Genomic DNA, 24,268 nt, shown 5'->3' on the forward strand with positions numbered 1-24,268 from the left:
ACCAATTGCGGATGACCGATGGAGAGCCGCCGCCGCGCCTGTTGCGACGCAGCCTGTCGCGCACGGCCGCGCCGCCGCTGCTGAACGGAGACCCCGAGGGGTTCGAAGGCGTGCGTCTGTCGCTGGGCGAGGCGCAGGAGGCGCTGGTGCAAGCGGCCGACCGCATCGCCGCACCGCGCTCGATCTTCGCGCGCGAGCCGCTGAACATCCTGGCGCTGTCGGGCGGCGCGGCGGGCGGGGCGTTCGGCGCCGGGGTGCTGGCCGGGCTGACCCAGGCCGGTCAGCGGCCGCACTTCGCCATCGTGACGGGGGTGAGCACCGGGGCGCTGATCGCGCCGTTCGCCTTCCTCGGCCCGGCCTGGGACGACCGGCTGGCCGACGCCTACACCGGCGGTCACGCCGCGCGCCTCTTGGCCCTGCGCCGCTTCGTGCCGGGGGCTGGGCCGGGGCTGATCCGCGGCGAAGCGCTGGACGCCCTGATCGGCGCCTTCATCGACGACGACCTGATCGCCGGGGTGGCCGCCGCGCACGCCCAGGGGCGACGGCTGTTCGTGGCGACCACCGACCTCGACCGGCAGCGGGCGGCGATCTGGGACATGGGGGCCATCGCCTCCCGCGCCCTGACCGGCGACGGCGAGCGGGCGCTGCATCTGTTCCGCGAGGTGCTGGCCGCATCGGCCAGCCTGCCGGGCCTGTTTCCGCCGCGGCTGATCCCCTGCACCTCGGACGAGGGGATCTATGACGAGATGCATGTGGACGGGGGCGTCGCGGCGCCGCTGTTCGTGCTGCCCGACGCGCTGCTGCGCTGGAAACAGGTGGGCAAGCGCCTGCGCGGAGGGCGGGTCTATCTGATCGTCAACACGATCCTGGAGCCGGGGTCGCGCATCACGGCGGGCAATGTGCCGGCCATTCTGGTCCGCAGCTTCGACACCATGCTGCGGTTTTCGTATCGCCAGGCCCTGAGCCTCACCGCCACCTTCTGCGCCGGGGCGGGGCTGCCGCTGGAGATCGCCTCGATCACGCCCGCGCCGCAGCACGGCAGCATGATGAACTTCGACACCAAGAGCATGAAGCGAATGTTCGACGCCGCCTTCGAGGAGGCGGCGGCCGGCAGGGCCTGGACCCGCTACGCTTGAGCGGGATCAGCCTGCCGACGCGCCGTCGGGAAGGCGGTGTTGGGTCGTCACGTCTCAGAAAACCTTGAAGACGGGGGTCAGGGTGGTGACGGCCACCATGGCCGAGAGGGTCAGGCCGCCGAGGCCGGCGACGGTGTGCAGGATGAGGGTGTTGAGGCGTTGCATGATCTTGATCCTTGATGGGGTCGGATGAGCGTCGGGCTCAGAAGGCTTTGACGAGCGGCGCGATGGTGGTCAGGGCCAGCAGGGCGACGATGGTGGCGCCGCCCATCTTGGCGGTGACGTCGGTGACGATCTTGTTGAGCGTGGTCATGGTCGTTGGTCCTCGTTGAGCGGTGCGTCAGGTCGATCTGACGATGCTGTTTATGAGGGCCGTCCGTAGCCGGGGCGCTTCGGCCAGATGTCGCTTTCGGTCAGCGAACAGGGTTTTGTATGTCGCAATGTGTCGAGGCGCGCGCTGACACATTGCGACATCGATAAACCGCCCGCCTCGCGCGGGCATGTGCATGATGGGGCTCATGGAAAACACCGGCCACCTGCTGATCGTCGACGACGACCGCGACATCCGAACCCTGCTCGCCGAGCATCTGAAGAACTTCGGCTACGAGGTGACCACCGCCGACGGCGGGGCGGAGATGCGCAAGGCGCTCGACAAGCGCGCGGCGGATCTGATCGTGCTCGACCTGAACATGCCCAAGGAAGACGGGCTGACCCTGATCCGCGAGCTGCGGGCCAAGCCGAACAGCCCGCCGATCATCATGCTGACGGCGCGGGCCGAACCCATCGATCGCATCGTCGGGCTGGAGATGGGCGCCGACGACTACCTCGCCAAACCCTTCGAGCCGCGTGAGCTGCTGGCCCGCATCCGCAGCGTGATGCGCCGGTCGGCCCAGATGCCGAGCAACCTGGAGCCGCTGGACGTGAAGCGCGCCCGCTTCGGAGACTGGACCCTGGATTTCGAGCACCGCCGGCTGGAGGCCGGGGACGGTCGCATCGTGATGCTGTCGGGCTCCGAGTTTCGGCTGGTGCGGGCGCTGGTCGACCATTCGAACAAGGTGCTGAGCCGCGAACAACTTCTGGTCCTGGTCTCGCCGCGCGGCGCGACGGGCGACTCGCTGGACCGCGCCATCGACCTGCAGGTGAGCCGGCTGCGTCAGAAGCTGGGCTCCGAAACCGGCGCCCTGATCCGCACGGTGCGCAACGAGGGCTATGTGCTGGCCGCGCCGGTGGTGTTCGAGTGAGGAAGATCGTCGCCTTCTTCGGCTCCATGACCGGCCGGGTCTTCGTGATCCTGCTGATCGGGGTGACGCTCTCCGCCGGATTGGCTTGGATCGCGGCCTCGGCCCGGCGGGTCGCCGACCTGCGCCGCCTCGACATGGCGCGCGCCGTCGACCGGGTGGAGGACGTGGTCAGCGACTGGCGGGCGACGCCGCCCGCGCAGCGCGCCGCCTTTGCGGTTCCGCGCATGCGCGGCATCGAGCCGCCCGCGCCGGGCGTGAAGACCGGCGCCAAGGAGCCGCTGCTGGAGCAACTTCTGGCGGCGCGGCTGCCCGAGGGCCTGGGCTCGAGCGCCAAACGCCTCGCCAAGGAATCCTGCACGTTCGACCGAAACTTCGGCGGCGGCCGGCCGGACGGCGGTCGCTTCGGCGGCCCGCCCGGCGGAGGCGGACAAGGCGGCGGCGAGCGTGACGCCTTCGATCGTGACAGCGTACAGCGCCAATGTTGGCTGGTGACCCTCGACGACGCCGGGCAGACGCTTCGGCTGGTGGTCGAGGCTCAGCCGCGGCCGCGTTTCCAACCCATCGTGCTCGATCCCGCCTTCCTGGGCGCCCTGATCCCCGCCGCGGCGGCCCTGGCCCTGCTGGTCGCGCGCCTGGCCGCCCAGCCGCTGCTGAGTCTCTCGCAGGCCGCGACGGCCCTGGGCGACGACCTGACCCGCCAGCCCCTGCCGCTGACCGGGCCGTCCGAGCTGCGCGACGCGGCGACGGCGTTCAACGCCATGCAGGTGCGGCTGCAACGCCAGCTCGCCGAACGGACCCATATGCTGGCGGCGATCACCCACGATCTGCAGACGCCGGTGACCCGCCTGCGGCTGCGGCTGGAGAAGGTGGACGATCCGGAGTTGCGCGAGCGGCTGCTGGGCGATCTTTCGGCCATGCAGACCCTGATCCGCGAGGGCCTGGACCTGGCCCGCAGCGCCGAGCATTCCGAGGCGCCCGCGCGGGTGGATCTGCAGTCGCTGGTCGACAGCCTGGTGGACGACGCGGCCGACGCCGGGCAGGCCGTGACCGGCGGCGCACGCTGCGATGTCGACGTGACCCTGCAGCCGGCGGCGATGAGCCGGTGCCTGTCCAACCTGATCGGCAACGCCCTGAAGTACGGCGGCTCGGCCGAGGTGTCGGTCGTCATGCACGACGGGGCGCCGGAGGTGCGGGTGCGCGACCACGGGCCCGGCCTGCCGGAGGATCAGCTCGCCAGCGTGTTCGAGCCGTTCGTGCGGCTGGAGGACAGCCGTTCGCGCGAGACCGGCGGGGTGGGCCTGGGCCTGACCATCGCCCGCACCCTGGCCGAACGAAACGGGGCGACCATCACCCTCGCCAACCATCCGGACGGCGGCGCCGAGGCGGTGGTGCGGTTCCGGAAGGCCTGAACTCGGGGGCAGGCGATCTGGGGGCGGTTGAAGATTTCATCGGCATTGGATTTCGCGGCGCCTGCTTACCTTAAAGGGGCGGCGGCGGGTTCGCCGCGAAGGTGAAGCCCATGGCCGCGGCAAGATCGTCCCGTTTCGTCAGCGGTTTCGGCTGGCAGGTTTTAGGCGCCATGGTGCTGGGCCTCGGGCTCGGGCTGCTTGCGCGGCGGCTGGGGGCCGAGGCCGGCCAGCCCGGATACGCCCTGGCCGAAACCCTGCACCAGGTCGGCGCGATCTTCGTGCAACTGCTGCGGGCCCTGGTGCCGCCGCTGGTGTTCACCGCCATCGTGGCCAGCATCGCCAACCTCCGTGAGCTGCGGAACGCCGCCGGCCTAGTCTGGCGCACCCTTCTGTGGTTCGCGCTCACCGCCCTGATCGCGGTGCTGATCGGCATCGGCCTGGGGCTGTTGCTGCAGCCGGGCGTCGGCGCGGGCGTGGCGGCCAGCGCGGCCAAGGTCTCGAGCACCCAGGGCGCCTGGACCGACTTCCTCAACCAGATCGTGCCGAGCAACTTCCTCGGCCTGACCGCCTCGACCTCGATCGTCGACGGCGTCGCCCAGACCGGCGTCTCGTTCAACGTGCTGCAGATCGTGGTCATCTCCCTGGTGATCGGGACGGCGGCGCTGCGGGTCGGGGAGGCGGGGCGCGCCTTTCTGACCTTCAACGCCTCGGCCCTGGCGGTCATCCGCAAGGTGCTGTGGTGGGTGATCCGATTGACGCCGATCGGCACCATCGGCCTGTTCGGCTACGCCGTGAGCCACTACGGCTGGGAGACGCTGGGCCAGCTCGGCCGCTTCAGCCTGGCGATCTACATCGGCCTCGGCCTGGTGCTGCTGGTGGTCTACCCGACCCTGCTGGCGGCGCACCGGCTGAACCCGGTGCGGTTCTTCCGCGCCGCCTGGCCGGCGATCCAGCTCGGGTTCGTGTCGCGCTCGTCGATCGGAACCCTGCCGGTGACCGAGGCGGTGACCGAGACGGGCCTCGGCGTGCCGCGCGCCTACGCCGCCTTCGCCGTGCCGCTGGGGGCGACCACCAAGATGGACGGCTGCGCGGCCATCTATCCGGCGATCTCGGCGATCTTCGTGGCCCAGTTCTTCCACCTGCCGCTGCAACTGACCGACTACGCCCTGATCGTCTTCATCTCGGTGATCGGCTCGGCCGCGACGGCCGGTCTGACCGGGGCGGTCGTGATGCTGACCCTGACGCTCTCGACGCTGGGCCTGCCGCTGGAAGGCGTCGGCCTGCTGCTGGCCATCGATCCGATCCTCGACATGGGCCGCACGGCGGTGAACGTGGCGGGGCAGGCGCTGGTCCCGACCCTGGTGGCCAAGCAGCAGGGGATCCTGGATCAGGCGGTCTATGACGGCGAGGCGGGGGTGGCTGAGGTGGCGACGGCGACGGTTTGAGAACCTTCACCTCAACCGCTCTTCCCGGCGAAGGCCGGGATCCAAGCTGACGCTTAGGCAAGCGCGCGGCTGCGAAACCTGCTCGGCGACGCCCCTTCTTGAGACTCGGCTTGGGCCCCGGCCTTCGCCGGGGGGAGCGGATTGTAAAGTTAAGCCCTGAAGCTCCCCCACGGGCCGGTCACCGCCAGGGTGATGCCGGGGGTCTGGATGTTGACGAACATGGTCTGGCCGTCGGGCGAGAAGCAGACGCCGGCGAACTCGCTGTCGCCGCGGAAGGCGTTGCGGGCCAGGGTGTAGACCTTTCCGTCGGCGGTCATGCCCTTCATGTGGTTGGGCCGGCCGGGGCCGCTGCCGTCCTCGCAGGCGACGACGTGACCCCAGGGGGCGACCGAGAGGTTGTCGACATAGTTCATCACCTTCACGTCGCCGGACTCGACGAACAGCTGAAGGCGGCCGGGCTGGTCGGCCTCGCCGGCCTGGCCCTCGGCGGCGCTCGGGACGTAGCGCATCACCTGGCCGCACTCGGCGACGCCGCCGGAGGTGCAGGTGAAATAGAGCTCGCCCTTGCCGAAGAAGACGCCTTCGCCTCGGGCGAAGATCGCCGCGCCCTTGGCGTGGCCGCGCAGGCGCAGGTCGTCATGCGGGTTGTCGGTTCCGTCGAGGTCCATCCAGCGCACGGATTTCCAGGCGCCCTGCCTCCAGAGGACATGGCCCTCCCAGTTGCGGGTGTCGGCGCCAGGCTCGTCGACCAGCGCCAGGGCCTGCAGGCGGCCGCCCTGCGAAGGCCGGCGGCGGTCGTTGGGCAGGAAGCGGTAGAACAGGCTGTCGGCGGTATCCTCGGTCAGATAGATCACGCCCGTCCTCGGATCGACGGCGATGGCCTCGTGCTTGAAGCGGCCGAGCGCCTTCAAAGGGATCGGCTCGACCGGGCCGGTCGCTGCGGCGGGGACCTCGAAGGTCCAGCCGTGGTCCTTGCCGATGGGATCGCCGGCGGTGAGCGTCGTCTCCTCGCAGGTGATCCACGAACCCCAGGGCGTGACGCCGCCGGCGCAGTTCACCGCCGTGCCGGCCAGGCTGAGGTGCTGGCTGACCAGGGCGCGTTTCTTCAGGTCGTAGACCAGGGTCGTCGTGCCGCCCGGCAGGGGCAGGCCGTTGCGGTGGAAGTCGTAGACGCGGGAGGCGGCGGCCTTGGAAGCCAGGCGGCCGTTGAGGCCGAAGGCGCCGTAGTCGAAGTCGCCGGGCGACAGCTCGTGGTTGCGGACCAGCAGCACGCGGTCGTCGCCGGCGGCGAAACAGCCCATGCCGTCGGCCTTGCCGGGCACGAGCAGGCCGTCGCTCATCGTCTCGCCCGCCTGGGAGATCACCTGGTAGGAAAAGCCCTCGGGCAGGTCGAGCAGGCGCTTGGGATCGCGGAGCAGCGGGCCGTAGCCGTGGACCTGATTGACGTAGCTTTCGCCCGCCGCCTCGTTCGACTGGGCCAGGGCGAGGCCGGCGAAGCCGAGGCTGGTGGCGAGGCCGCCGAACAGGGTCCTGCGAGAGAGCATGGCGAGGGTCCGAGAAGCTTGAGTCGAGGGCGTCTCTAGCGCAGCTTGGGCGACGCTTTCGTGATCCGCCGCAATCGGGAGGCGTCATGGTTCGCCGTTTGCTGGTCGCCACCGCCCTGGGGGGCGCGATCGCGGGTTTGCTCGATATCGCCATGGCGGCGGCGATCTATCGGGCGCCGCTCGACGTGATCATGCGGTCCATCGCCCGCGGGGCGCTCGGCGCCTCGGCGATGCAGGGCGGGATGGCCGCGACCCTGCTTGGCCTCGGCCTGCAGGTGCTCATGGGCGCGCTGATCGGGGTGATCTACGGCGCGGCCAGTCTGCGTCTGCCGATCCTCCGCCGCCATTGGATCGGTTTCGGCGTGCTCTATGGGTTCGGGGTGTTCCTGGTGATGAACTGGGTGGTCGTGCCGCTGTCGGCCGTGCACGCGCAGCCGAAGTTCACCCCGTCGCTGGCGGCGCTGAACATCGCGGCGATGATCGTCTTCGCCCTGGTCATCAGCGCCTCGGCCCGCAGGGGCGCGAAGGCCTAGTCGAGTTTAAGCGCCGATTTAACCGCCCGCCAGTCGACCAGCTTGAAGTTCTGCTTCACGCGGTTGGTGGTGACGGTTTCGCCGGTGTCGTCGACGTCGTCCTGCATCATCACCAGGCCTTCGGGGTAGGCCGCTCCCACCGGGCCGGCGTGGGCGGCGACGCCGTCGGTGCCGGTGACGCCGTCGACGCCGTTGGCCGAGACCACCGAGAAGCGGCCGCCGTAGACCGGCGTCTCGCCGTCGACGCGCCAGACGGCGAAGGCGCTGTCGCCCTGGCTGGAGACGATCAGCCAGGTCTTGTCGCCCTCGCGCAGCAGGGTCATGCCCTCGACATCGGGCTGCAGCATCTCGGAGGGGGCGGCGGCGACCAGCACGCGCGGCGCGGTCGAGCCGGGGGCGAGGTCGTAGCGCCAGACGCCCATGGCCTCCTCGCCGATATAGAGCACGCCCTTCTTGTCATCGACGACGCAGCCCTCGGTCTGGCTGCCGACGGCGAAGCGGCGCTCTTCCGTGGCGACCATGGCGCCGTCGGGGCCGACGGTGATCTTCATCACCCGCACCTGGCCGTCGGTGCCGTTGATGACGGCCAGGAAGTCGTTCCCCCGGCGCCCCATGCAGAAACCGTAGGGCTCGGTGAGGTCGAGCTTGGCGACGCCCCAGGCGGTGACCTGCAGGTCGGCCGGGTTCATCAGATAGAGCGCCGCGCCCATGCGGCCGCGGTCGGAGGCGCCGATCAGCACGCGTTCGCCCCGCGGGGTGGCGAAGCCGTCGCGCAGGTCGACGTTGTTCAGCCTGCCGTCCGGAATGAAGCCGGTCGGCTTGCCGGCGAGATCGTAGGTGTAGAGGCCGGCCTGCTTGTCGGTGCCGAACAGCACGACGCGGCTGGGATCCTTGGCGTCGACCCAGATCTCGGGATCGTCGGCGGCGTCGCCGCGCTCGGTGGCGACGGCCAGGGTCTCGGCGGAGGCCGGAACAGGCGTTCCGACCCCGACCAGCATCTTGGCGGAATCGGACTGGGCCTCGGGGTCGGTGACGCAGGCGGCGAGAAATGCAGCCGAGGCAAGTGTCACAAAAGTCGTAATAACGCCGCGCGTCCGCATGCCAGAAGCTCCCCCAAGAGACGCCGCTGGAAAACACGCGATTCACCTGAGGTCAATGCCCGAGGTGACGTTAGAATTACTTATGGCCGTCGCCGCTTCACATCACAATTCCTTCTTATAGCTGTCGCGGAACCTTCACCGGAAGAACGCTAATCCGCCTCAGTCAACGCCGCATGCGCGCTCCCGCCGTGCATGCCGGCTGGCCAATGGGGGATTCCAAGATGAAAAAGTCAGCGCTTTTCGGGCTCGTAGCCCTTACGCCCATGCTCCTGGCGACCGCCGCCGCGGCCCAGGAAGTCATCGCCACGGCCGCGCCGGAGCCGGTCGCCGAGGTGGTGGTGCAAACCTCGATCGGCTACCGCAACCGCAGTGAAGCGGTGGCGCCGGTGCTGGAATACGGCTCCGACTATTTCCAGCGCTTCGAACCGCTGACCGCCGGCGACGCCATGAAGCGCGTGCCGTCGGTGACCTTCCTGTCGGACGTGCTGGAATCGGATGGCGCTCGCCTGCGCGGCCTGGACCCGGGCTACACCCAGATCCTGATCAACGGCGAAAAGGTGCCCGGCGCCAACGCCGACCGCTCGTTCTTCGTCGATCGTATTCCGGCCGAACTGATCGACCACATCGAGGTGGTGCGTTCGGCCTCGGCCAACCGTTCGGGCGACGCCGTCGCCGGCGCCCTGAACATCGTGCTGCGTGACGCCATGGCCATCGACGGCGGCTATCTGCGCGCCGGCGCCATCCGCCTGAACGACGGCCGCGTGCGCGAGACCTTCGGCGGCGTCTGGGGCGGAGCGGTCGGCCCGGGCCGTCTGCTGGTCGGCGCCAGCCTGCAAGGCCGTCGCAACCCGAAGGAAAAGACCTCGTGGCGCTATGACGAGCCGGGCGCGGCGCTCAACAACATCGAGGATCAGACCGACGTCCGCAACGGCACCGATTACTCGTTCAACGCCGACTATTCGCAGGAACTCGGCGGCGGCGATCTGAACCTGAGCGGCTTCTGGGTGCGCACCGACCGCCTGCAGGACGAGGACTCGCTGGAGTACAACGAGGGCATCCGCGATCGCGCGAACCTGAACCTGTTCAACAACAACGACCTCGACATCCTGACCGACAACTGGTCGCTGAACGGCCGCTACGCGCACGACATGTTCGGCGGCAAGACCACGTTCCGCCTGGGCTACGCCAAGATCACCGACGAGCAGAACGAGTTCGAGGACGAGACCGAGTTCGACCGCACGCCAAACCGCTTCACGCACGACCGGACCCTGACCGACCTGGAGGACAGCGAAACCACCGCCCGCGTCTCGCACCAGCGCGACGTGGCGGCCGGCAAGCTGGAGCTCGGCGTCGAATACCGGAAGAAGCAGCGCGACTCGCTGATCCGCGAAATCCCGCGCATCCGCTACAACCTGCCCAACGCCAGCCCGCCGGCCGAAGGCGCCGCCTCGGCGGTCTCCGGCGGCGACAGCAGCATCGAGGAAACCCGCCTCGACCCCTACATCATGCTGTCGGGCACGGCCGGCCCCGTGAAGTGGGAAGCGGGCGTCCGCTACGAGACCACCGACGTTTCGATCGCCGACCGCACCGTCGGCGCCAACGCCTTCGACACCGACTATGCCGAAGTCCTGCCCTCGGCCCATCTGCGCTGGAGCCTGAGCAGCGAAGACCGGATCACGGCCTCGATCGCCCGCACGGTGCGCCGTCCGAGCTTCGACGAGACCTCGCCGGCTCTGCTGGAAGAGGAAATGGGCGACAACGACCTGGTCGGCAATCCGCGGCTGAAGCCGGAAAAGGCCTGGGGCTTCGACCTCGGCTACGAGCGTCGCCTGGGTCGCCAGGGCGTCGCCGGCGTCAACGCCTTCTACCGCGACGTGACGGACCGCATCGAGCTGGCCTCGATCGGCGAAGGATCGGCCGGCGCGCCGGCCCGCCTGATGCAGCCGCAGAACATCGGCGACGGCGCGGTGTGGGGCGTCGAGTTCGACCTTTCGACGCCGCTGACGGCCTTCGGCCTGGAGAACACCGGCGTGTTCCTCAACTACTCCTGGCTCGACAGCGACGTGAACGACGTGTTCGGCTCGCGCAAGTTCAACAGCCAGTCGGACTATGTGTTCAACACCGGCTTCATCCAGGACCTGCCGGACCTGGGCGCGGCCTTCGGCGTGACCTACCGCAAGCAGGGCGACGCCTATGGCCGGGTGATCGGCGAAGAAGTGACGACCCGCTACGGCGGCGACCTGGAAATCTTCGTTGAGAAGCGTCTGGCCAACAAGGTCACTATCCGCCTGACCGGCTCGAACCTGCTGAACGGCAAGAAGCAGGAGACCTTCGACAAGTTCTCCAGCACCGCCGACCAGATCGCCCGCGACTACGACGAATACGAGCGGGAGTCGGAAGAGGCCGGCCCGGTGTATCAGCTGATCATGCGCGTCGCGTTCTGAGGCGTCTCCCGGGGTGAAATGGCGAAGGGCCGGCGGAGCGATCCGCCGGCCCTTTTTCATGCTCGAGCCTGCGTCGAGGCGTCGCGCTTCGCCTTGCCCGACGTCGGATTTCGTGCCAACGTTCGAGGATCGAATATCGAATAAGGCACTAAATGCCCTGGCTCGCACAGCGCTCACGCGCCGACCATGGCCGATCCTTTCCGACAATTTGATCGCGACGCTCAACGGTGGGCGCGTGCAATTCAGACCCGGGAAGGGATCGACTAATGGCTACCGGAACCGTGAAGTGGTTCAATGAAACCAAAGGCTACGGCTTCATCCAGCCCGAAGCCGGCGGCGCGGATGTGTTCGTGCACATCTCGGCCGTTGAACGCGCGGGCCTGCGCTCGCTGAACGAAGGCCAGAAGGTCTCGTTCGAGCTGGTGCAGGACAAGCGCAGCGGCAAGATGTCGGCCGGCGAGCTGCAAGCGCTCTAAGGCTCAGCATCACGCTGAAATCCGAACGGCTGCGAGAGCGATCTCGCAGCCGTTTTCGTTTGGGGGCTTGTGCGCCCCCTCCGTCACGGCGCTGCGCGCCGCGCCACCTCCCCCGCTTCGCAGGGGAGGAGAAGCGCTTTAGCCCTCAGTAATTCCCCACGCTGAGAATGTTGCCGTCCGGGTCCTTGAACCAGACGACGCGCATGTCGCCCATGACGTGGACGGGACCGTCCATGACCACATTGGGCATGTCGTAGGTCTCGAAGGCGACCCCGCGGGCGGCGAGTTCCTTCACCGTCGCGTCGAACTTGTCGCCGAGCGCCCAGGTCAGGACGGTGGCCCTGTTGGTGCCGGCGAACTCGGACTCATAGAGCAGCACCGTGGTCGAGCCGGTCTTGAGGCCGATCACGCCGAACTCCGACTGGCTGTCGTCGACCGGTTTCAGGCCCAGGGTCTGTTCGTAGAAGGGCAGGGTCTTCGCGAGCTTGTGCACCGCGACGGTGGCCATGACATCCTGGTCTCTCAGCATCGGCGGTCTCCTTCCTCGGCCTGCTAAACGGGTAAGGACGCTACTGGGGTCCACGAACTGTGGCATAGGCGGCGGATGGATCAGTATGACGTCGTGGTCATCGGCGCCGGCGCGGCCGGGCTGATGACCGCCATCGAAGCCGGGAAACGTGGCCGCCGGGCGCTGGTGGTCGACCACGCCAAGGCGCCGGGCGAGAAGATCCGCATCAGCGGCGGCGGCCGCTGCAACTTCACCAACCTGCGGACCGCGCCCGACCGCTTCCTGTCGAACAACCCCCGGTTCTGCATCTCGGCCCTGCGCCGCTACACGCCCGCCGACTTCATCGCCCTGGTCGAGAAGCACGGGGTGGCCTGGCACGAAAAGACGCTGGGCCAGCTGTTCTGCGACGGTTCGGCCCGGCAGGTCGTCGACCTTCTGGTCAAGGAACTGCGCGGAGCCGGCGGTGAGCTGCGGCTCGAAGCCCCGGTGACGGAGGTGGCGCGGGCAGGCGAGGGCGGCTTCACCCTGAAGGTCGCCGGGCGGGCGACGGCCTGTCAGTCGCTGGTGGTCGCCTGCGGCGGCAAGTCGATCCCGAAGATGGGGGCCACGGGCTTCGGCTATGAGCTGGCCCGGCAGTTCGGGGCGCCGATCGTCGAGACGCGGCCGGCGCTGGTGCCGCTGACCTTCGAGCCTGGACTGCTGTCGCGCATCGCGCCCTTGTCGGGCGTGGCGGTCGATGTCCGGGCCAAGGCGGGCAAGGCCAGCTTCGACGAGGCCATGCTGTTCACCCACCGTGGGCTCTCGGGGCCGGCGATCCTGCAGATCTCGTCCTACTGGCGGGAGGGCGATCCGATCGAGGTGAACATGGCGCCGGGCGTCGACCTGTTCGCCGAACTGAAGGCCGCCAAGGCCGCGAACGGGCGGACATCGGTGACGACAGCGCTGGCCGAGCGGCTGCCGCGCCGGCTGGCGCAGTCGATCTGCGAGCAGCATGGCGCGACCGCCAACCTCGCCGACGCCTCCGACAGGACGCTGCGGGCGGTGGCCGAGGCGGTGAACGCCTGGCGGGTGAAGCCGGTCGGCTCCGAGGGCTATCGCACGGCCGAGGTGACGCTCGGCGGGGTCGATACCGACGCGCTGGACTCGCGGACCATGCAGCTAAAGTCGACGCCGGGTCTCTACTTCGTCGGCGAGGTGGTCGACGTCACCGGCTGGCTCGGCGGGTACAATTTCCAGTGGGCCTGGGCGAGCGGCTGGTCAGCGGGACAGGCCTGCTGAATCCCTTCCCCCATCAAGGGGGAAGGGTCCTTCTGATTTTACCCACCCACCTCGGTGTCCGGCCGGTCATGACCGCCATCCACCTCGTCATGCCAGACGCCCTTCTCGTCCTCGAAGGAGATGCCGCGGGCGTCGTCCTCGCCGACGCGCTGCTCGCCGGCGGCGCGCTCGGCGGCCTTGTGGGCGGCGTCGTGGCTGGGGAAGGTTTCGGAATAGGTCCCGCCGACGCGGTAGGCCCAGCCGCCATCGTGCTCGACAATCTCGTACTTCAACAAGGACATGGGTCTGCTCCAGCCGGAAGGGCGCCCGGCCAGGCTAGCACGCCTCGGCGCCGTGCGTCCTTCGACACGCCGGCGGCGCCGGCTACTCAGGATGACGACCTCTGTGGGCTGCAAGAATCTGCGTCATGCCGGGTAGCGCCGCTAGGCGCGTGTCGAAGCACGCAGGGCGGCGCGGCTCTTATCTCGGCGGATAGGCGTGAGCCTCTCCCCACGGATCCTCGACCTCGTCGTCTCCCACATAGTCCGGGCCGACCGGGACCTTGCCGTGGCCGCCGGGGATGTCGAGCACATAGGTGGGGTGGGCGAGGCCGGAGAGGTTTCCGCGCAGGGCCTTCATCAAATCGCGGCCCTGGCCGAGGGTCTTGCGCAGGTGGCCCGTGCCGGGGGCGTAGTCGCCGTGGTGCAGGTAGTAGGGCTTGATGCGGGTCTCGACGAAGGCGCGCATCAGGTCGGCGAGCGCCTCGGGCGTGTCGTTGACGCCGGCCAGCAGCACGGTCTGGCTGACCATCGGCACCCCCGCGTCGACCAGGCGGGCGCAGGCGGCGCGGGCCTGGGGCGTCAGTTCCCGGGCGTGGTTGGCGTGCAGGGCGACGTAGACGGCCAGGCCCTCGGTGCGCAGGGCGGCGGCGAGGTCGGGCGTGATCCGCTCAGGCTCGACGGCCGGCACGCGGGTGTGGAAGCGCACCACCTTCACATGCGCGATGGCCGCCAGACGGTCCATCAGGGCGCGCAGGCGGCGGGGCGAGAGCACCAGGGGATCGCCGCCGGTGACGATCACCTCCCAGATGGCCGGGGTCGCGGCGATGTAGGCCAGGGCGGCGTCGAGGGCTTCGGGCGTCAGGGTTCCCTTGCCGGGGCCGACCGTCTCGCGACGGAAACAGAAGCGGCAGTAGACGGCGCAGGTGTGGGTGATCTTCAGCAGGCAGCGGTCGGGATAGCGGTGGACGATCCCCTCGACCGGCGAATGGGCGTCGTCGCCGATGGGGTCGGCGCTCTCGCCGGGCGAGGCGACCAGCTCGGCCTCGCTGGGCAGGAACTGGCGGGCGATGGGATCGGCCTCGTCGGCGGCGTCGATCAGGTCGGCCATGGCCGGGGTGATGGCCACGGCGTACTGGGCGGCGACGCGCTCCAGCCCCGCCAGGCGCTCGGGCGGCAGGAGGCCGGCTGTGGCCAGGGCGGCCGGGTTGCGGAGGGGGCGCGTCATGCGGCCAGCGATAGGCCCGCCGGGCGGGATGATCAACGCGCGCGGCGGCTTGGAACTCTTCTTGTGCAAGCGTCGCAATTTGGCCGCGTCTGGCGCGTTGAATGATCTGGACGTCATCACGAGGAGCAAGACGATGCGTACGGTTGTCACCGCCCTCAGCCTCGCGGCCGCCGCTTCGGTCCTGGCCGCCTGCGCTGGATCCACCCAAATGGCGACGAGGGCCCAGGAGTTCGCCGAGCTGCAGAGCAAGTGCCAGGCCCAAGGCGGGCAGTTCTACAGCACCGGCCGGATGACCGGCATGCCGGCCCTGGACAACGCCTGCCGCAACTACACCCCGCTGCCGGGCACGCAGAACGGACCGGCCAGCAGCCGCGACCCGGGCTAGGGTTCGGGCGTCAAAGCCCGCTTATCCCGCCCTCAATCGTCATGGCCGGCCTCGTGCCGGCCATCCATGAACACGGTCATCGCGGGCGCGAATGCGCCTCTTCGGACTCACCACGCATGGGTCGCCGGGGTTGGCTGCTCCGCGCCTCCGCTTCGCGGTCGCCCGGCGATGACGGATGGGAGGCTGCGGTCGCGCTTTAAGCCTCGGTCACCGGCGTCCAGACCACCTGCTCGATGCGCTCGGCGCCGGTCGCCAGCATGACCAGACGGTCGAAGCCGAGGGCGCAGCCGCTGGCGGCGGGCATTTCGGCCAAGGCGGCGAGGAAGTCCTCGTCGAGCGGATAGGTCTCGCCGTAGACGCGCTGCTTTTCGGCCATCTCGGCCTGGAAGCGGCGGCGCTGCTCGGCGGCGTCGGTCAGTTCGCCGAAGGCGTTGGCCAACTCGACCCCGCAGGCGAAGAGCTCGAACCGCTCGGCGACGCGCGGGTCGCGCGCCGTGGGGCGGGCCAGGGCCGCCTCCGGCGTCGGATATTCGTAGAGGATGGTCGGCCGGCCCAGCCCGAGGTTCGGATCGACCTTTTCCACCAGCACGCGGCTGAAGACGTCGGCCCAGGTGTCGTCGTCGGCGACGCGGACGCCCGACGCGCGGGCGGCCGCGGCCAGGGCGTCGCGATCGGTCTCACCGGCGGTCGAGACGGTGGCCAGGAGGCCGATGCCGGCGAAGCGGTCGAAGGCCTCGGCCAGGGTGACGCGCTCGGGCTCGGCGAAGGGGTCGGCCTCGAGGCCGCGCCAGCGGAAGGCGCGGGCTTCCGCCGCCTCGGCCGCCAGGGCGAGCATTTCCGCGCAGTCGGCCATCAAGGCCTCGTAGGGCGCCTCGGCGCGATACCATTCGAGGAGGGTGAATTCGGGGTGATGCAGCGGGCCGCGCTCGCGATTTCGCCATACGCGGGCGAAGTCGAAGATGCGCCTCTCGCCGGCGGCCAGCAGCTTCTTGGCGGCGAACTCGGGCGAGGTGTGCAGATAGAGGCGGTGGGCCGCCCCATCGTTTCCGATCAGGTCGGTGGCGAAGGCGTGCAGATGGGCTTCATTGCCGGGCGAGACCTGCAGGGCGGCCGCCTCGATCTCGCTGAAACCCTGGCCCTCCAGGTGGGCGCGGATCGCGGACTTGATGCGGCCGCGGGCGGTGAGGAAGGGACGGCGTTGGGCGTGCTGTTCAGGGCGCCACCAGGCAGGTCTGCTCATGCGCGACAGTGTAACTCCTCACTCGACTGTGGCGAATGCCGCGATCCCGGCTATACAGGCGCGAAATCACGCGAATTCCGCGATCCACCTGAGAGACCGAATTTGAAAGTCATCGCCAGCTCGCTGCGCAAAGGCGCCGTCGTCGACATGGAGGGCAAGCTCTACGTCGTCCTGACCGTCGAAAACATCCACCCCGGCAAGGGCACCCCGGTGACCCAGCTGAACATGCGCCGCATCTCGGACGGGGTGAAGGTCTCGGAGCGCTATCGCACCACCGAGCAGGTGGAGCGCGCCATCGTCGACGACCGCCCGCACACCTTCCTCTACCAGGACGGCGACGGCTTCCACTTCATGAACCCGGAGACCTACGAGCAGGTCACGGCGTCGGCGGATGTGATCGGCGACAACGCCATCTGGCTGACCGACAACATGACCGTGACCCTCTCCACCCACGAGGGCAACCCGATCGCCATCGACCTGCCGCGCACGGTGACCTTCGAAATCACCGACACCGAGCCTTCGGTGAAGGGCCAGACGGCGTCTTCGTCCTACAAGCCCGCCACCCTGTCGAACGGCGCGCGGATCATGATCCCGCCGTACATCGCCTCGGGCACCCGCGTGGTCATCCTCACCGAGGACGGCTCCTACGTGGAACGCGCGAAGGACTGATGAGCAACCCAGGCGACGAGGTCCCGGAGCCCACGCCGATCCGGCAGGGCTTCGCCTCGCGCCTGGGGGAATTCGCGATCTACGCGGTCCTGGCGGCCGGAGGGACCCTGGTCATCCTCTGGCTGCTGGCCAACACGCGGTAGGCTGCGCCTCTAAATCCTGCCCATCAGAACCAGCACGATCACGATGACCAGCACGAGGCCAAGGCCGCCGGAGGGGAAATAGCCCCACGAGCGGCTGTAGCCCCAGCTCGGCAGGGCGCCGAGCAGGGCGAGGATCAGGACGATGATGAGGATAGTGCCGAGCATTTGAGCAATCTCCGTTCGGCGATCTTCGCCGTCGGCATGCTTAAGACTCGGAGGGGGCCAGCGGTTCCGCTAGGGCTCGGCCGCGCCGCCGTCGGGCGTATCCTCGGCCCGGCGCAGGCCGATGGCCCACAGCGCCCCGATGAAGGCGCCCTTGATCCGCGGCAGCAGAAGCAGGGTCAGGAGCGTCAGCGGAATAAGCGTCAGCGGCAGGACGACCAGCGCCGGCGCCTGCCAGATGATCGGAAACAGCAGCAACGGGGCCACGATCAGGTGGCCGACGATCAGGATGGTGAAATAGGCCGGACCGTCGTCGGCCGGATAGGCGGCCAGTTCATGATCGCACTTCCCGCAGAAGCTCTCGACCTTCAGGTAGCGGCGATACAGCCTGCCCTCACCGCAGTTAGGGCAACGGTGGGCGAGGCCGCGGCGCATGCCTCGGAAAAACTTCGAAGGGCCGGCGGAATCGGACATATCTGCGGCGGCGTCTGTCATAGGCGCAGCTATATCGCCGGAATTCCGCCGCGTTTGAAGGGCGGCGCAGCGTCGCAGCGACTAATTCTCAACTGTCGCGTTGAGAGCGAATGCCTGAGCCCGCCGATCCCTACGAGCTTCACTACTGGCCGACCATCGAGGGGCGCGGCGAATTTGTGCGTCTGGCGCTGGAAGAAGCTGGAGCGCCGTACGTGGACGTGGCCCGCGAGGCCGGCGACGACGGCGCCGGTCTGGCCAGGGGGCTGAAGGATCCGAAGGTCCGCACGCCGTCGTTCGCCCCGCCCTACCTGCGGGCGGGGGACCTGATGATCGGCCAGACGGCGAACATCCTGCTGTTCCTCGGCGCGCGGCACGACCTGGCGCCCAAGGAGGACGCGGGACGTCTGTGGGTGAACCAGATCCAACTGACCCTGGCCGACCTGGTCGCGGAGGTCCACGACACGCACCACCCTGTCGACCTCGGCGCCTACTACGACGAGCAAAGGCCGGAGGCGGCGCGGCGCGCCAAGGCGTTCCGCGAGGACCGCATTCCGAAATTCCTCGGCTGGCTGGAGACCGTCCTGCAGCGCTCGGGCGGCGATTGGCTCGCGGGCGATGACCTGAGTTACGCCGACCTGTCGCTGTTTCAGGTGGTCGAAGGCTTGGACTACGCCTTCCCCAAGGCGACGGCGCGGACGCTGAAGGCGACGCCGAACGTGCAGGCCGTGCGGGAAGCGGTGCGGGGGCGCGAGGGGATCGCCGCCTACCTGGCCTCGCCGCGGCATATTCCGTTCAACGACGACGATATCTTCCGCCGCTATCCGGAACTCGACGGCTGAGCGTCGGTTGTCCTCGAAAGGAGGACGCCATGACCGAGAAGGCCCCCATCGACCCCAAGCGCTTCGAGGACAAAAGCTTCGAGCCCGAGATCGCGGCCGACGACGCCGGCGCCACCACCCTGGCCGAGAAGGTGGCCAAGACGGCGCCGGACCATCAGGTGAACGACAACGAGAAGGCCCGCCTTGCCGAGGAAGCCTCTCGCCAATCCGACGCCTGAGCGCGCAACGATCACGACGGCGTGAGGAACCAAGCCTGCGCCGGCGCCTTTTGCTCACGCACCACAAGGAGCTTACGCCATGTATCGCCAACTGTTCACGGGCGCCGCCGCGCTCGCCGTTTGCGTCAGCCTCGCCGCCTGCGGTCAGAAGGCCGAGGACACCGCCAGCAACGCCCAGACCGAGGCCGGACAGGCCGTCGACCAGACCCAGGACGCCGCCGGCGCGGCGGTCGGCATGGGCTCGGGCGCCATGGCCGCGATGAGCACCGACGCCTTCGTTAAGACCGCCGGCATGGGCGGGATGTACGAAATCGAGGCCTCGAAGATCGCCCTCAAGCGCAGCACGAACAGCGGGGTGAAGAAGGCCGCGCAAAGCATCATCGACGACCACACCAAGGCCGCCGCCGAGCTGAAGGCCCTGGTCGACGCCGGCAAGGCGCCGGGGCCGCTGCCGACCGCCCTGGACGAGCGTAACCAGGGCTTCATCGACAACCTGAACAGCGCCACCGCCGCCGACTTCGACGACCGCTATCTCGACCAGCAGACGGCGGCCCACAACGAAGCCCTGACGGCGTTCAAGGGGTATGCCGACGGCGGCGACAACGCCGACCTGAAGGCCTTCGCGGCCAAGACCGCGCCAGTGCTGGAGATGCACAAGGCGATGATCGCGGGCCTCGACAAGGGCACCCCGGCCGACGACGCGGCCGGCGCCGGCCGCTAAGGGCAAATAAAACCCTTCCCCCTCGAGGGGGGAAGGGCAGGGTTGGGGGTGAACGCCCCGACGTTTCAGAACTTGTGTTGGGGGCTCTGAGCCATCCCGGTCTTTGTCGGAAGCTTAGTGCGACACCCCCATCCCCGACCCTTCCCCCTCGAGGGGGAAGGGCGTTTTCTTTCCTTACGAGTTGTCTTCCGTCTCGGCTTCCGGGCCGTTCTTCTTGATCGACTCGATGGCGTTCTTGGCGGACGCCTTGCTGCTGTAGCCTTCGGTCGAGAAGATGGTCTCCGAGTTGTACTTGAACCGGACGCGGAACTCGCCGGCCTTATCCTTATAGATCTCGAACTTGTGCGCCATGGGGCTTCCTCCGACTGGGAAGCTTAAGCCTCCCGCGCGGCCCCCCATGCCGTCAAGTGTCGGATCGCCGACAGAATGTAACATTTGTTGGGTCAGCCGCAGAGGCGGCCGCCCTCGCCCTCCAGGTGGAGGTGGTTGGCGTGGGCGGCGTTGTAGTCCGGCGAGAGCACGGTTCCGAAGATGCGGCAGGCGTCGGTCCGCACCCGCCGAAGAAAGTGGGCTTCGGCGTCGTCTCCGCTCCAGTCCTGCTCGACGCTGACCCGGCGGCCGTTGGTCAGGCGAAAGGCGCCGATATCGATGGCGGCGGCGCGGGCGTGGGCGCTGGGCCGGCCGTCCACGGTGTTGTTCACCCGGCGACAGGCGTAGACGCCGAAGTGGTCGAGGCCGCTGACCCCGGCGCCCAGCATTTCCCGCGCGGCGGGCTCCACCGACTGGGCGCGCCACACGGCGACGGCGGCGGCCAGTTCGCAGGTCATCATCGGCCGGGCGGGCGAGAGGCGCACGGTCGCGCCGCCGCCCAGCGCATTGCCGAGACCGCCCGCGCCGCGCACCGAGCAGAACTCGCCCTCGTCGCGATCGGCCACCGGGGTGAAGGCGACGCCCTGGGCCGTGAGCCAGGCGCGGCAGGCCTCGGGGTCGCGCGTCTCGCGCAGCAGCTTGCCGCGCGTCGAGGGGCCGAGCGGATCGCTCAGCGCCAGCGGCGTGGGATCGAGGCCGAGCTGGGCGCCGAGCTCCGAGCCGAGGTCGGCGAGCGGCGAACATCCGGTCAGGGCGAAAGCGGTCAGGCAGGCGAGGCCGAAGCGGCGGATCATTCGTCGATCAACGCCGGACCGACGCAAGCGTTCGGCCTACTTCTTCATCCAGGGTTGCGAGTGGCCGACCGGCGCCTTGCGGTTCTGGCGCGCGCCGAGCTGTTCGCCGTTGGGGTGCTTGGCGCCCTGGGCGGCCTTTTTCAGGCGCAGCGCCTTCTGGGCGGGGGTTTCGATCTTGTCTGTCGGCTCGGCCATGGCGGCACCCTATCAGCTATTTCGCCCGCGCCGGGAACGATTCCGAATACGGCCCTATTCTGCAGGCATGTCGCCCCAAGCAACGCCTTCCCTGGAAACCGTCGTCCGCAGCAACGAGAAGCTGCTGAAGGCCATGCTCGCCCTGCTCTCGCTCAAGGACGAGCATTTCCTCGACGAGTTGAAGCAGGTGTTCGCCCTGGCCTCGAAACAGGGCTCCGAGATCGGCCAGGCCGACCCGAAGATATGGGCGGAGATCAGTCGCGAGCTGGGCCTGATCGACCGGATCGTCAACGGCGACGAGGACCAAGACCAGAAGGGCGGAGGCGCGCCCGACGGGGAAGGGCTGCATTAGGGCTCAGGCGCCCGCGACCCGCCAGCCGTCCAAAGGCCGCACCGTGGCGCAGGCCGGTCCGCCGTCCTTGGCGCGCCCCGGCAGCACCGCCTCCAGCACCGCGCCGGCCAGGGCCTGGTCGAGCAGGTCGGCGGGGATGTCGATCTTGGCCCGGCGGCTCCAGACGGAGTGCTGGCCGGCGGCGGTTCCGATGGCGATGTAGACGAACCGCCGCTCCGGCCCTTCGGCGCGCACGAACTCCCCGAGGAACCTGGGGCCGGGGGCGAGGCGCACCGGCGCGTCAAACGACAGCGGCGCCTCGGTGGCGATCACCGCCCCGACGGGGTGGTTGGCCTTGTCCTGCAGGCTGTAGGCGACCCCGGGGACGGGATCGTCGATGGTCAGGCGAAGGGTAATCGTCTGACCGCTGGACACCTAGTCCGCGTCCATCTTGAGCGCCGCGATGAAGGCCTCCTGCGGGATCTCGACCTTGCCGAACTGGCGCATGCGCTTCTTGCCGGCCTTCTGCTTGTCGAGCAGCTTGCGCTTGCGGCTGGCGTCGCCGCCGTAGCACTTGGCGGTGACGTCCTTGCGCAGGGCGCGGACGGTTTCGCGGGCGATGATCCGGCCGCCGATCGCCGCCTGGATCGGGATGACGAACATGTGGCTGGGGATCAGTTCCTTCATCTTCTCGCACATGCCGCGGCCGCGGGCCTCGGCGCGGTCGCGGTGGACCAGCATCGAGAGCGCGTCGACGGGCTCGGAGTTGACGAGGATCGACATCTTCACGAGGTCGCCCACGCGGTAGTCCTCGATCTCGTAGTCGAAGGAGGCGTAGCCCTTCGAGATCGACTTCAGGCGGTCGTAGAAGTCGAAGACCACCTCGTTGAGCGGCAGGTCGTAGACCACCATGGCGCGGCTGCCGACGTAACTGAGCTCGCGCTGCGAGCCGCGGCGGTCCTGGCAGAGCTTGATGACGCCGCCGAGGTATTCGTCGGGGGTGAAGATCGTCGCCTTGATCCAGGGCTCGGCGATGGTGTCGATCTGCATCACGTCCGGCAGGTCGGCCGGGTTGTGCAGCTCGATCTGCGAGCCGTCGCGCATATTGATCTTGTAGACCACCGAAGGGGCGGTCGCGATCAGGTCGAGGTCGAACTCGCGGCTGAGGCGCTCCTGGATGATCTCCAGATGCAGCAGGCCGAGGAAGCCGCAGCGGAAGCCGAAGCCGAGGGCGGCGCTGCTCTCCATCTCGTAGGTGAAGCTGGCGTCGTTCAGGCGCAGGCGGCCGACGGCGGCGCGCAGATCCTCGAAGTCGGCGGCGTCGACCGGGAACAGGCCGCAGAACACCACCGGCTGCACATCCTTGAAGCCGGCGAGCGGGGTGGTGGTGGGCTTCTTCTCGTCGGTGATGGTGTCGCCGACGGCGGCGTCGGCCACTTCCTTGATCTGGGCGGTGATGAAGCCGATCTCGCCCGGGCCGAGGCTGTCCACCGGGGTGTTCTTCGGCTTGAAGACGCCGACCCGGTCGATCAGGTGGGTCGAGCCGTGCTGCATCATCTTGATCTTCTGGCCGGCCCGCAGGCGGCCGTCGAACACCCGCACCAGCACCACCACGCCGAGGTAGGCGTCGTACCAGGCGTCGACCAGCAGGGCCTTCAGCGGGGCGTTCTCGTCGCCCTTCGGGGCCGGCAGGCGGGTGACGATGGCCTCCAGCAGATCCTCGATGCCGAGGCCGGACTTGGCGCTGGCGAGCACGGCGTCGGAGGCGTCGAGGCCGATCAGGTCCTCGATCTGGGCGCGCACGCGCTCGGGCTCGGCGGCCGGCAGGTCGATCTTGTTGAGGACCGGCACGATCTCGTGATCGTTCTCGATGGCCGAATAGACGTTGGCCAGGGTCTGGGCCTCGACGCCCTGGGAGGCGTCGACCACCAGGATGGAGCCCTCGCAGGCGGCCAGCGATCGGGAGACCTCGTAGGCGAAGTCGACGTGGCCGGGGGTGTCCATCAGGTTGAGGACATAGGTCTCGCCGTCCTTGGCCTTGTACTCGAGGCGGACGGTCTGGGCCTTGATGGTGATGCCCCGTTCCTTCTCGATCTCCATGTTGTCGAGGACCTGGGCCGTCATCTCGCGCGCGGAGAGGCCGCCGGTCACCTGGATCAGGCGGTCTGACAGGGTCGACTTGCCGTGGTCGATGTGGGCCACGATCGAAAAGTTACGGATATTCTTCAGCGGGGTCGTCATGCCGCCGCGTCTAGCACATTACGCGCGCGTGTTGAGGCCTTGCACGTTCTCCCTCCCCCTTGATGGGGGAGGGGCAGGGGTGGGGGTGAATGCTGAGCTTGACGAGAGGCCGACTTCGCAAGCTGACGCGCCGTGGTCACCCCCATCCCTACCCTTCCCCCATCAAGGGGGAAGGAGGCTTATGAACGTGGTTAACTGCCCGTAAACCCGAGCGGACTCACATCGGCCACAAGATCATGGCGTTCTTCGCGCCGGGACGAATCGAACAAAGGGCCGAGCCACCCATGGACCGCCGCACCCTCATCACCTCCGGTCTCGCCACCTTCGGCCTTTCCGCCTGCGCCTCCTCGGGGAACGCCCCGTCGCAGGGCCCCAACGACCAGCCGGTGCAGACCTTCAACCGCGACGAGATCGTCGGCGCGACCTCGGACTTCCTGGGCGTGACCGCCGAGGCGGCCGGCGGCGCCATCGAGCGCATCTTCCGCGATAACGGTCAGCCGACCGGCTACATCGCGGGCGAGGAGGGCGCGGGCGCGCTCGGCGTCGGCCTGCGCTACGGCCGCGGCCTGCTCTACATGAAGGGCCGCCCGACGCAGGAAGTGTTCTGGCAGGGCCCGACCATCGGCTGGGACATGGGCGGCAACCTCGCCCGTTGCTTCACCCTCTGCTACGACCTGCACTATCCCGACGCGATCTTCCGCCGCTTCCCCGGCGTCGAAGGCTCGGCCTACATGGTGGGCGGCATGGGCGTGCAGTACCAGCGCGCCGACGGCATCACCCTGGCCCCCATCCGCGCCGGCGTCGGCCTGCGCCTGGGGGCGAACGTCGGCTACCTGGCCTACAGCCGCGTTCGGAATCTCATCCCGCTCTAAGAGGCCGGTATGCTCC

General features: G+C 68.8%; 29 protein-coding genes. 16 read left to right on the top strand and 13 right to left on the bottom strand.

Translation table 11 applies throughout. The annotated features are described in order from the left end of the window. Nucleotides 1–11: 11 nt before the first annotated feature. The 4 genes from ACFLIT_RS03915 to ACFLIT_RS03930 all read left to right on the top strand — a co-directional run bounded on the left by ACFLIT_RS03915 (nt 12) and on the right by ACFLIT_RS03930 (nt 5,231). Nucleotides 12–1,136 (top strand): patatin-like phospholipase family protein, encoded by a 1,125-nt coding sequence (locus ACFLIT_RS03915; protein WP_479909886.1) that lies wholly within the window; start codon nt 12–14, stop codon nt 1,134–1,136. Nucleotides 1,137–1,654: 518 nt separating this feature from the next. Continuing rightward, nucleotides 1,655–2,377 (top strand): response regulator, encoded by a 723-nt coding sequence (locus ACFLIT_RS03920; protein WP_479909887.1) that lies wholly within the window; start codon nt 1,655–1,657, stop codon nt 2,375–2,377. Next, the gene (locus ACFLIT_RS03925) at nt 2,374–3,786 is read left to right on the top strand and encodes a sensor histidine kinase (RefSeq protein WP_479909888.1); all 1,413 of its coding nucleotides are present in this window, start codon (nt 2,374–2,376) and stop codon (nt 3,784–3,786) included. The genes ACFLIT_RS03920 and ACFLIT_RS03925 overlap by 4 nt, the downstream gene beginning before the upstream one ends. A 110-nt stretch (nt 3,787–3,896) precedes the next feature. After that, nucleotides 3,897–5,231, top strand: a complete 1,335-nt coding sequence (locus ACFLIT_RS03930) for a dicarboxylate/amino acid:cation symporter (protein ID WP_479909889.1) — start codon at nt 3,897–3,899, stop codon at nt 5,229–5,231. 149 nt (nt 5,232–5,380) lie between these two features. Here the strand turns inward: ACFLIT_RS03930 and ACFLIT_RS03935 are convergent, their stop codons facing one another. Next, nucleotides 5,381–6,775, bottom strand: a complete 1,395-nt coding sequence (locus tag ACFLIT_RS03935; protein ID WP_479909890.1) for an alkaline phosphatase PhoX — start codon at nt 6,773–6,775, stop codon at nt 5,381–5,383. A gap of 86 nt (nt 6,776–6,861) precedes the next feature. Between ACFLIT_RS03935 and ACFLIT_RS03940 the strand changes: the two genes are divergently transcribed. After that, nucleotides 6,862–7,308: a hypothetical protein gene (locus ACFLIT_RS03940; protein WP_479909891.1), complete on the top strand. Its 447-nt coding sequence runs from the start codon at nt 6,862–6,864 to the stop codon at nt 7,306–7,308. Here ACFLIT_RS03940 and ACFLIT_RS03945 read toward each other — a convergent pair. Then, nucleotides 7,305–8,378 (bottom strand): phytase, encoded by a 1,074-nt coding sequence (locus ACFLIT_RS03945; RefSeq protein ID WP_479909892.1) that lies wholly within the window; start codon nt 8,376–8,378, stop codon nt 7,305–7,307. The two genes, ACFLIT_RS03940 and ACFLIT_RS03945, sit on opposite strands and share 4 nt — an antisense overlap. Nucleotides 8,379–8,671: 293 nt before the next feature. On the opposite strand from ACFLIT_RS03945, the gene ACFLIT_RS03950 reads away from it, so the two are divergent. Together ACFLIT_RS03950 and ACFLIT_RS03955 are read left to right on the top strand one after the other, a co-directional pair. Next, entirely contained in the window at nt 8,672–10,852 is a 2,181-nt protein-coding gene (locus ACFLIT_RS03950) for a TonB-dependent receptor plug domain-containing protein (RefSeq protein WP_479909893.1), read from the top strand. 266 nt (nt 10,853–11,118) lie between these two features. Then, nucleotides 11,119–11,328 (top strand): cold-shock protein, encoded by a 210-nt coding sequence (locus ACFLIT_RS03955; RefSeq protein WP_479909894.1) that lies wholly within the window; start codon nt 11,119–11,121, stop codon nt 11,326–11,328. Between the two features lie 145 nt (nt 11,329–11,473). Here the strand turns inward: ACFLIT_RS03955 and ACFLIT_RS03960 are convergent, their stop codons facing one another. Beyond that, nucleotides 11,474–11,857: a VOC family protein gene (locus tag ACFLIT_RS03960; RefSeq protein ID WP_479909895.1), complete on the bottom strand. Its 384-nt coding sequence runs from the start codon at nt 11,855–11,857 to the stop codon at nt 11,474–11,476. Nucleotides 11,858–11,932: 75 nt separating this feature from the next. Here ACFLIT_RS03960 and ACFLIT_RS03965 point away from each other — a divergent pair, with 75 nt between their 5' ends. Continuing rightward, a complete protein-coding gene (locus tag ACFLIT_RS03965; RefSeq protein WP_479909896.1) occupies nt 11,933–13,114 on the top strand; it encodes a BaiN/RdsA family NAD(P)/FAD-dependent oxidoreductase in 1,182 nt (393 codons plus the stop codon). Nucleotides 13,115–13,152: 38 nt separating this feature from the next. On the opposite strand, the gene ACFLIT_RS03970 is transcribed toward ACFLIT_RS03965, so the two are convergent. Together ACFLIT_RS03970 and ACFLIT_RS03975 are read right to left on the bottom strand one after the other, a co-directional pair. Continuing rightward, complete coding sequence (locus tag ACFLIT_RS03970) at nt 13,153–13,395, bottom strand: DUF2188 domain-containing protein (RefSeq protein ID WP_479909897.1); 243 nt, start codon at nt 13,393–13,395, stop codon at nt 13,153–13,155. Nucleotides 13,396–13,573: 178 nt separating this feature from the next. Further along, complete coding sequence (locus ACFLIT_RS03975; protein WP_479909898.1) at nt 13,574–14,599, bottom strand: lysine-2,3-aminomutase-like protein; 1,026 nt, start codon at nt 14,597–14,599, stop codon at nt 13,574–13,576. Nucleotides 14,600–14,732: 133 nt separating this feature from the next. Here ACFLIT_RS03975 and ACFLIT_RS03980 point away from each other — a divergent pair, with 133 nt between their 5' ends. Then, entirely contained in the window at nt 14,733–14,984 is a 252-nt protein-coding gene (locus ACFLIT_RS03980; protein WP_479909899.1) for a hypothetical protein, read from the top strand. 196 nt (nt 14,985–15,180) lie between these two features. On the opposite strand, the gene epmA is transcribed toward ACFLIT_RS03980, so the two are convergent. Next, nucleotides 15,181–16,224: an EF-P lysine aminoacylase EpmA gene (gene epmA / locus ACFLIT_RS03985; protein ID WP_479909900.1), complete on the bottom strand. Its 1,044-nt coding sequence runs from the start codon at nt 16,222–16,224 to the stop codon at nt 15,181–15,183. 102 nt (nt 16,225–16,326) lie between these two features. On the opposite strand from epmA, the gene efp reads away from it, so the two are divergent. Together efp and ACFLIT_RS03995 are read left to right on the top strand one after the other, a co-directional pair. After that, entirely contained in the window at nt 16,327–16,893 is a 567-nt protein-coding gene (gene efp / locus ACFLIT_RS03990) for an elongation factor P (protein WP_479909901.1), read from the top strand. Next, nucleotides 16,893–17,036 carry a hypothetical protein gene (locus tag ACFLIT_RS03995; protein WP_479909902.1) on the top strand — a complete coding sequence of 48 codons (144 nt, stop codon included), beginning with the start codon at nt 16,893–16,895 and terminating at the stop codon, nt 17,034–17,036. The genes efp and ACFLIT_RS03995 overlap by 1 nt, the downstream gene beginning before the upstream one ends. A gap of 9 nt (nt 17,037–17,045) precedes the next feature. Here ACFLIT_RS03995 and ACFLIT_RS04000 read toward each other — a convergent pair whose 3' ends face one another. Further along, on the bottom strand, nt 17,046–17,201 hold the full coding sequence (locus ACFLIT_RS04000; protein WP_479909903.1) for a DUF3309 family protein: 156 nt from the start codon (nt 17,199–17,201) through the stop codon (nt 17,046–17,048). Between the two features lie 69 nt (nt 17,202–17,270). After that, on the bottom strand, nt 17,271–17,633 hold the full coding sequence (locus tag ACFLIT_RS04005) for a DUF983 domain-containing protein (protein ID WP_479909904.1): 363 nt from the start codon (nt 17,631–17,633) through the stop codon (nt 17,271–17,273). Between the two features lie 149 nt (nt 17,634–17,782). Between ACFLIT_RS04005 and ACFLIT_RS04010 the strand changes: the two genes are divergently transcribed. The 3 genes from ACFLIT_RS04010 (at nt 17,783) to ACFLIT_RS04020 (ending at nt 19,450) form a co-directional block, all read left to right on the top strand. Further along, a complete protein-coding gene (locus ACFLIT_RS04010) occupies nt 17,783–18,511 on the top strand; it encodes a glutathione S-transferase (RefSeq protein ID WP_479909905.1) in 729 nt (242 codons plus the stop codon). A gap of 29 nt (nt 18,512–18,540) precedes the next feature. Continuing rightward, the gene (locus ACFLIT_RS04015) at nt 18,541–18,729 is read left to right on the top strand and encodes a hypothetical protein (RefSeq protein ID WP_479909906.1); all 189 of its coding nucleotides are present in this window, start codon (nt 18,541–18,543) and stop codon (nt 18,727–18,729) included. 79 nt (nt 18,730–18,808) lie between these two features. Continuing rightward, nucleotides 18,809–19,450, top strand: a complete 642-nt coding sequence (locus tag ACFLIT_RS04020; RefSeq protein WP_479909907.1) for a DUF4142 domain-containing protein — start codon at nt 18,809–18,811, stop codon at nt 19,448–19,450. Nucleotides 19,451–19,624: 174 nt separating this feature from the next. Here ACFLIT_RS04020 and ACFLIT_RS04025 read toward each other — a convergent pair whose 3' ends face one another. The 3 genes from ACFLIT_RS04025 to ACFLIT_RS04035 all read right to left on the bottom strand — a co-directional run bounded on the left by ACFLIT_RS04025 (nt 19,625) and on the right by ACFLIT_RS04035 (nt 20,808). Continuing rightward, nucleotides 19,625–19,801 (bottom strand): YegP family protein, encoded by a 177-nt coding sequence (locus ACFLIT_RS04025; protein ID WP_479909908.1) that lies wholly within the window; start codon nt 19,799–19,801, stop codon nt 19,625–19,627. Between the two features lie 92 nt (nt 19,802–19,893). Beyond that, complete coding sequence (locus ACFLIT_RS04030) at nt 19,894–20,613, bottom strand: extensin-like domain-containing protein (RefSeq protein WP_479909909.1); 720 nt, start codon at nt 20,611–20,613, stop codon at nt 19,894–19,896. 36 nt (nt 20,614–20,649) lie between these two features. Beyond that, nucleotides 20,650–20,808 (bottom strand): hypothetical protein, encoded by a 159-nt coding sequence (locus tag ACFLIT_RS04035; RefSeq protein ID WP_479909910.1) that lies wholly within the window; start codon nt 20,806–20,808, stop codon nt 20,650–20,652. Between the two features lie 67 nt (nt 20,809–20,875). Between ACFLIT_RS04035 and ACFLIT_RS04040 the strand changes: the two genes are divergently transcribed. Beyond that, a complete protein-coding gene (locus ACFLIT_RS04040) occupies nt 20,876–21,160 on the top strand; it encodes a hypothetical protein (protein WP_479909911.1) in 285 nt (94 codons plus the stop codon). A 3-nt stretch (nt 21,161–21,163) separates the two neighbouring features. On the opposite strand, the gene ACFLIT_RS04045 is transcribed toward ACFLIT_RS04040, so the two are convergent. Both ACFLIT_RS04045 and lepA read right to left on the bottom strand, forming a co-directional pair. After that, nucleotides 21,164–21,574 carry a DUF5990 family protein gene (locus ACFLIT_RS04045; protein ID WP_479909912.1) on the bottom strand — a complete coding sequence of 137 codons (411 nt, stop codon included), beginning with the start codon at nt 21,572–21,574 and terminating at the stop codon, nt 21,164–21,166. Next, the gene (lepA, locus tag ACFLIT_RS04050; protein ID WP_479909913.1) at nt 21,575–23,380 is read right to left on the bottom strand and encodes a translation elongation factor 4; all 1,806 of its coding nucleotides are present in this window, start codon (nt 23,378–23,380) and stop codon (nt 21,575–21,577) included. It abuts the gene before it with no gap. Between the two features lie 284 nt (nt 23,381–23,664). On the opposite strand from lepA, the gene ACFLIT_RS04055 reads away from it, so the two are divergent. Next, a complete protein-coding gene (locus ACFLIT_RS04055; RefSeq protein WP_479909914.1) occupies nt 23,665–24,252 on the top strand; it encodes a DUF1134 domain-containing protein in 588 nt (195 codons plus the stop codon). The last annotated feature ends 16 nt before the right edge of the window (nt 24,253–24,268 follow it).

It is taken from the genome of Caulobacter sp. HJHS_5 (assembly GCF_056683955.1).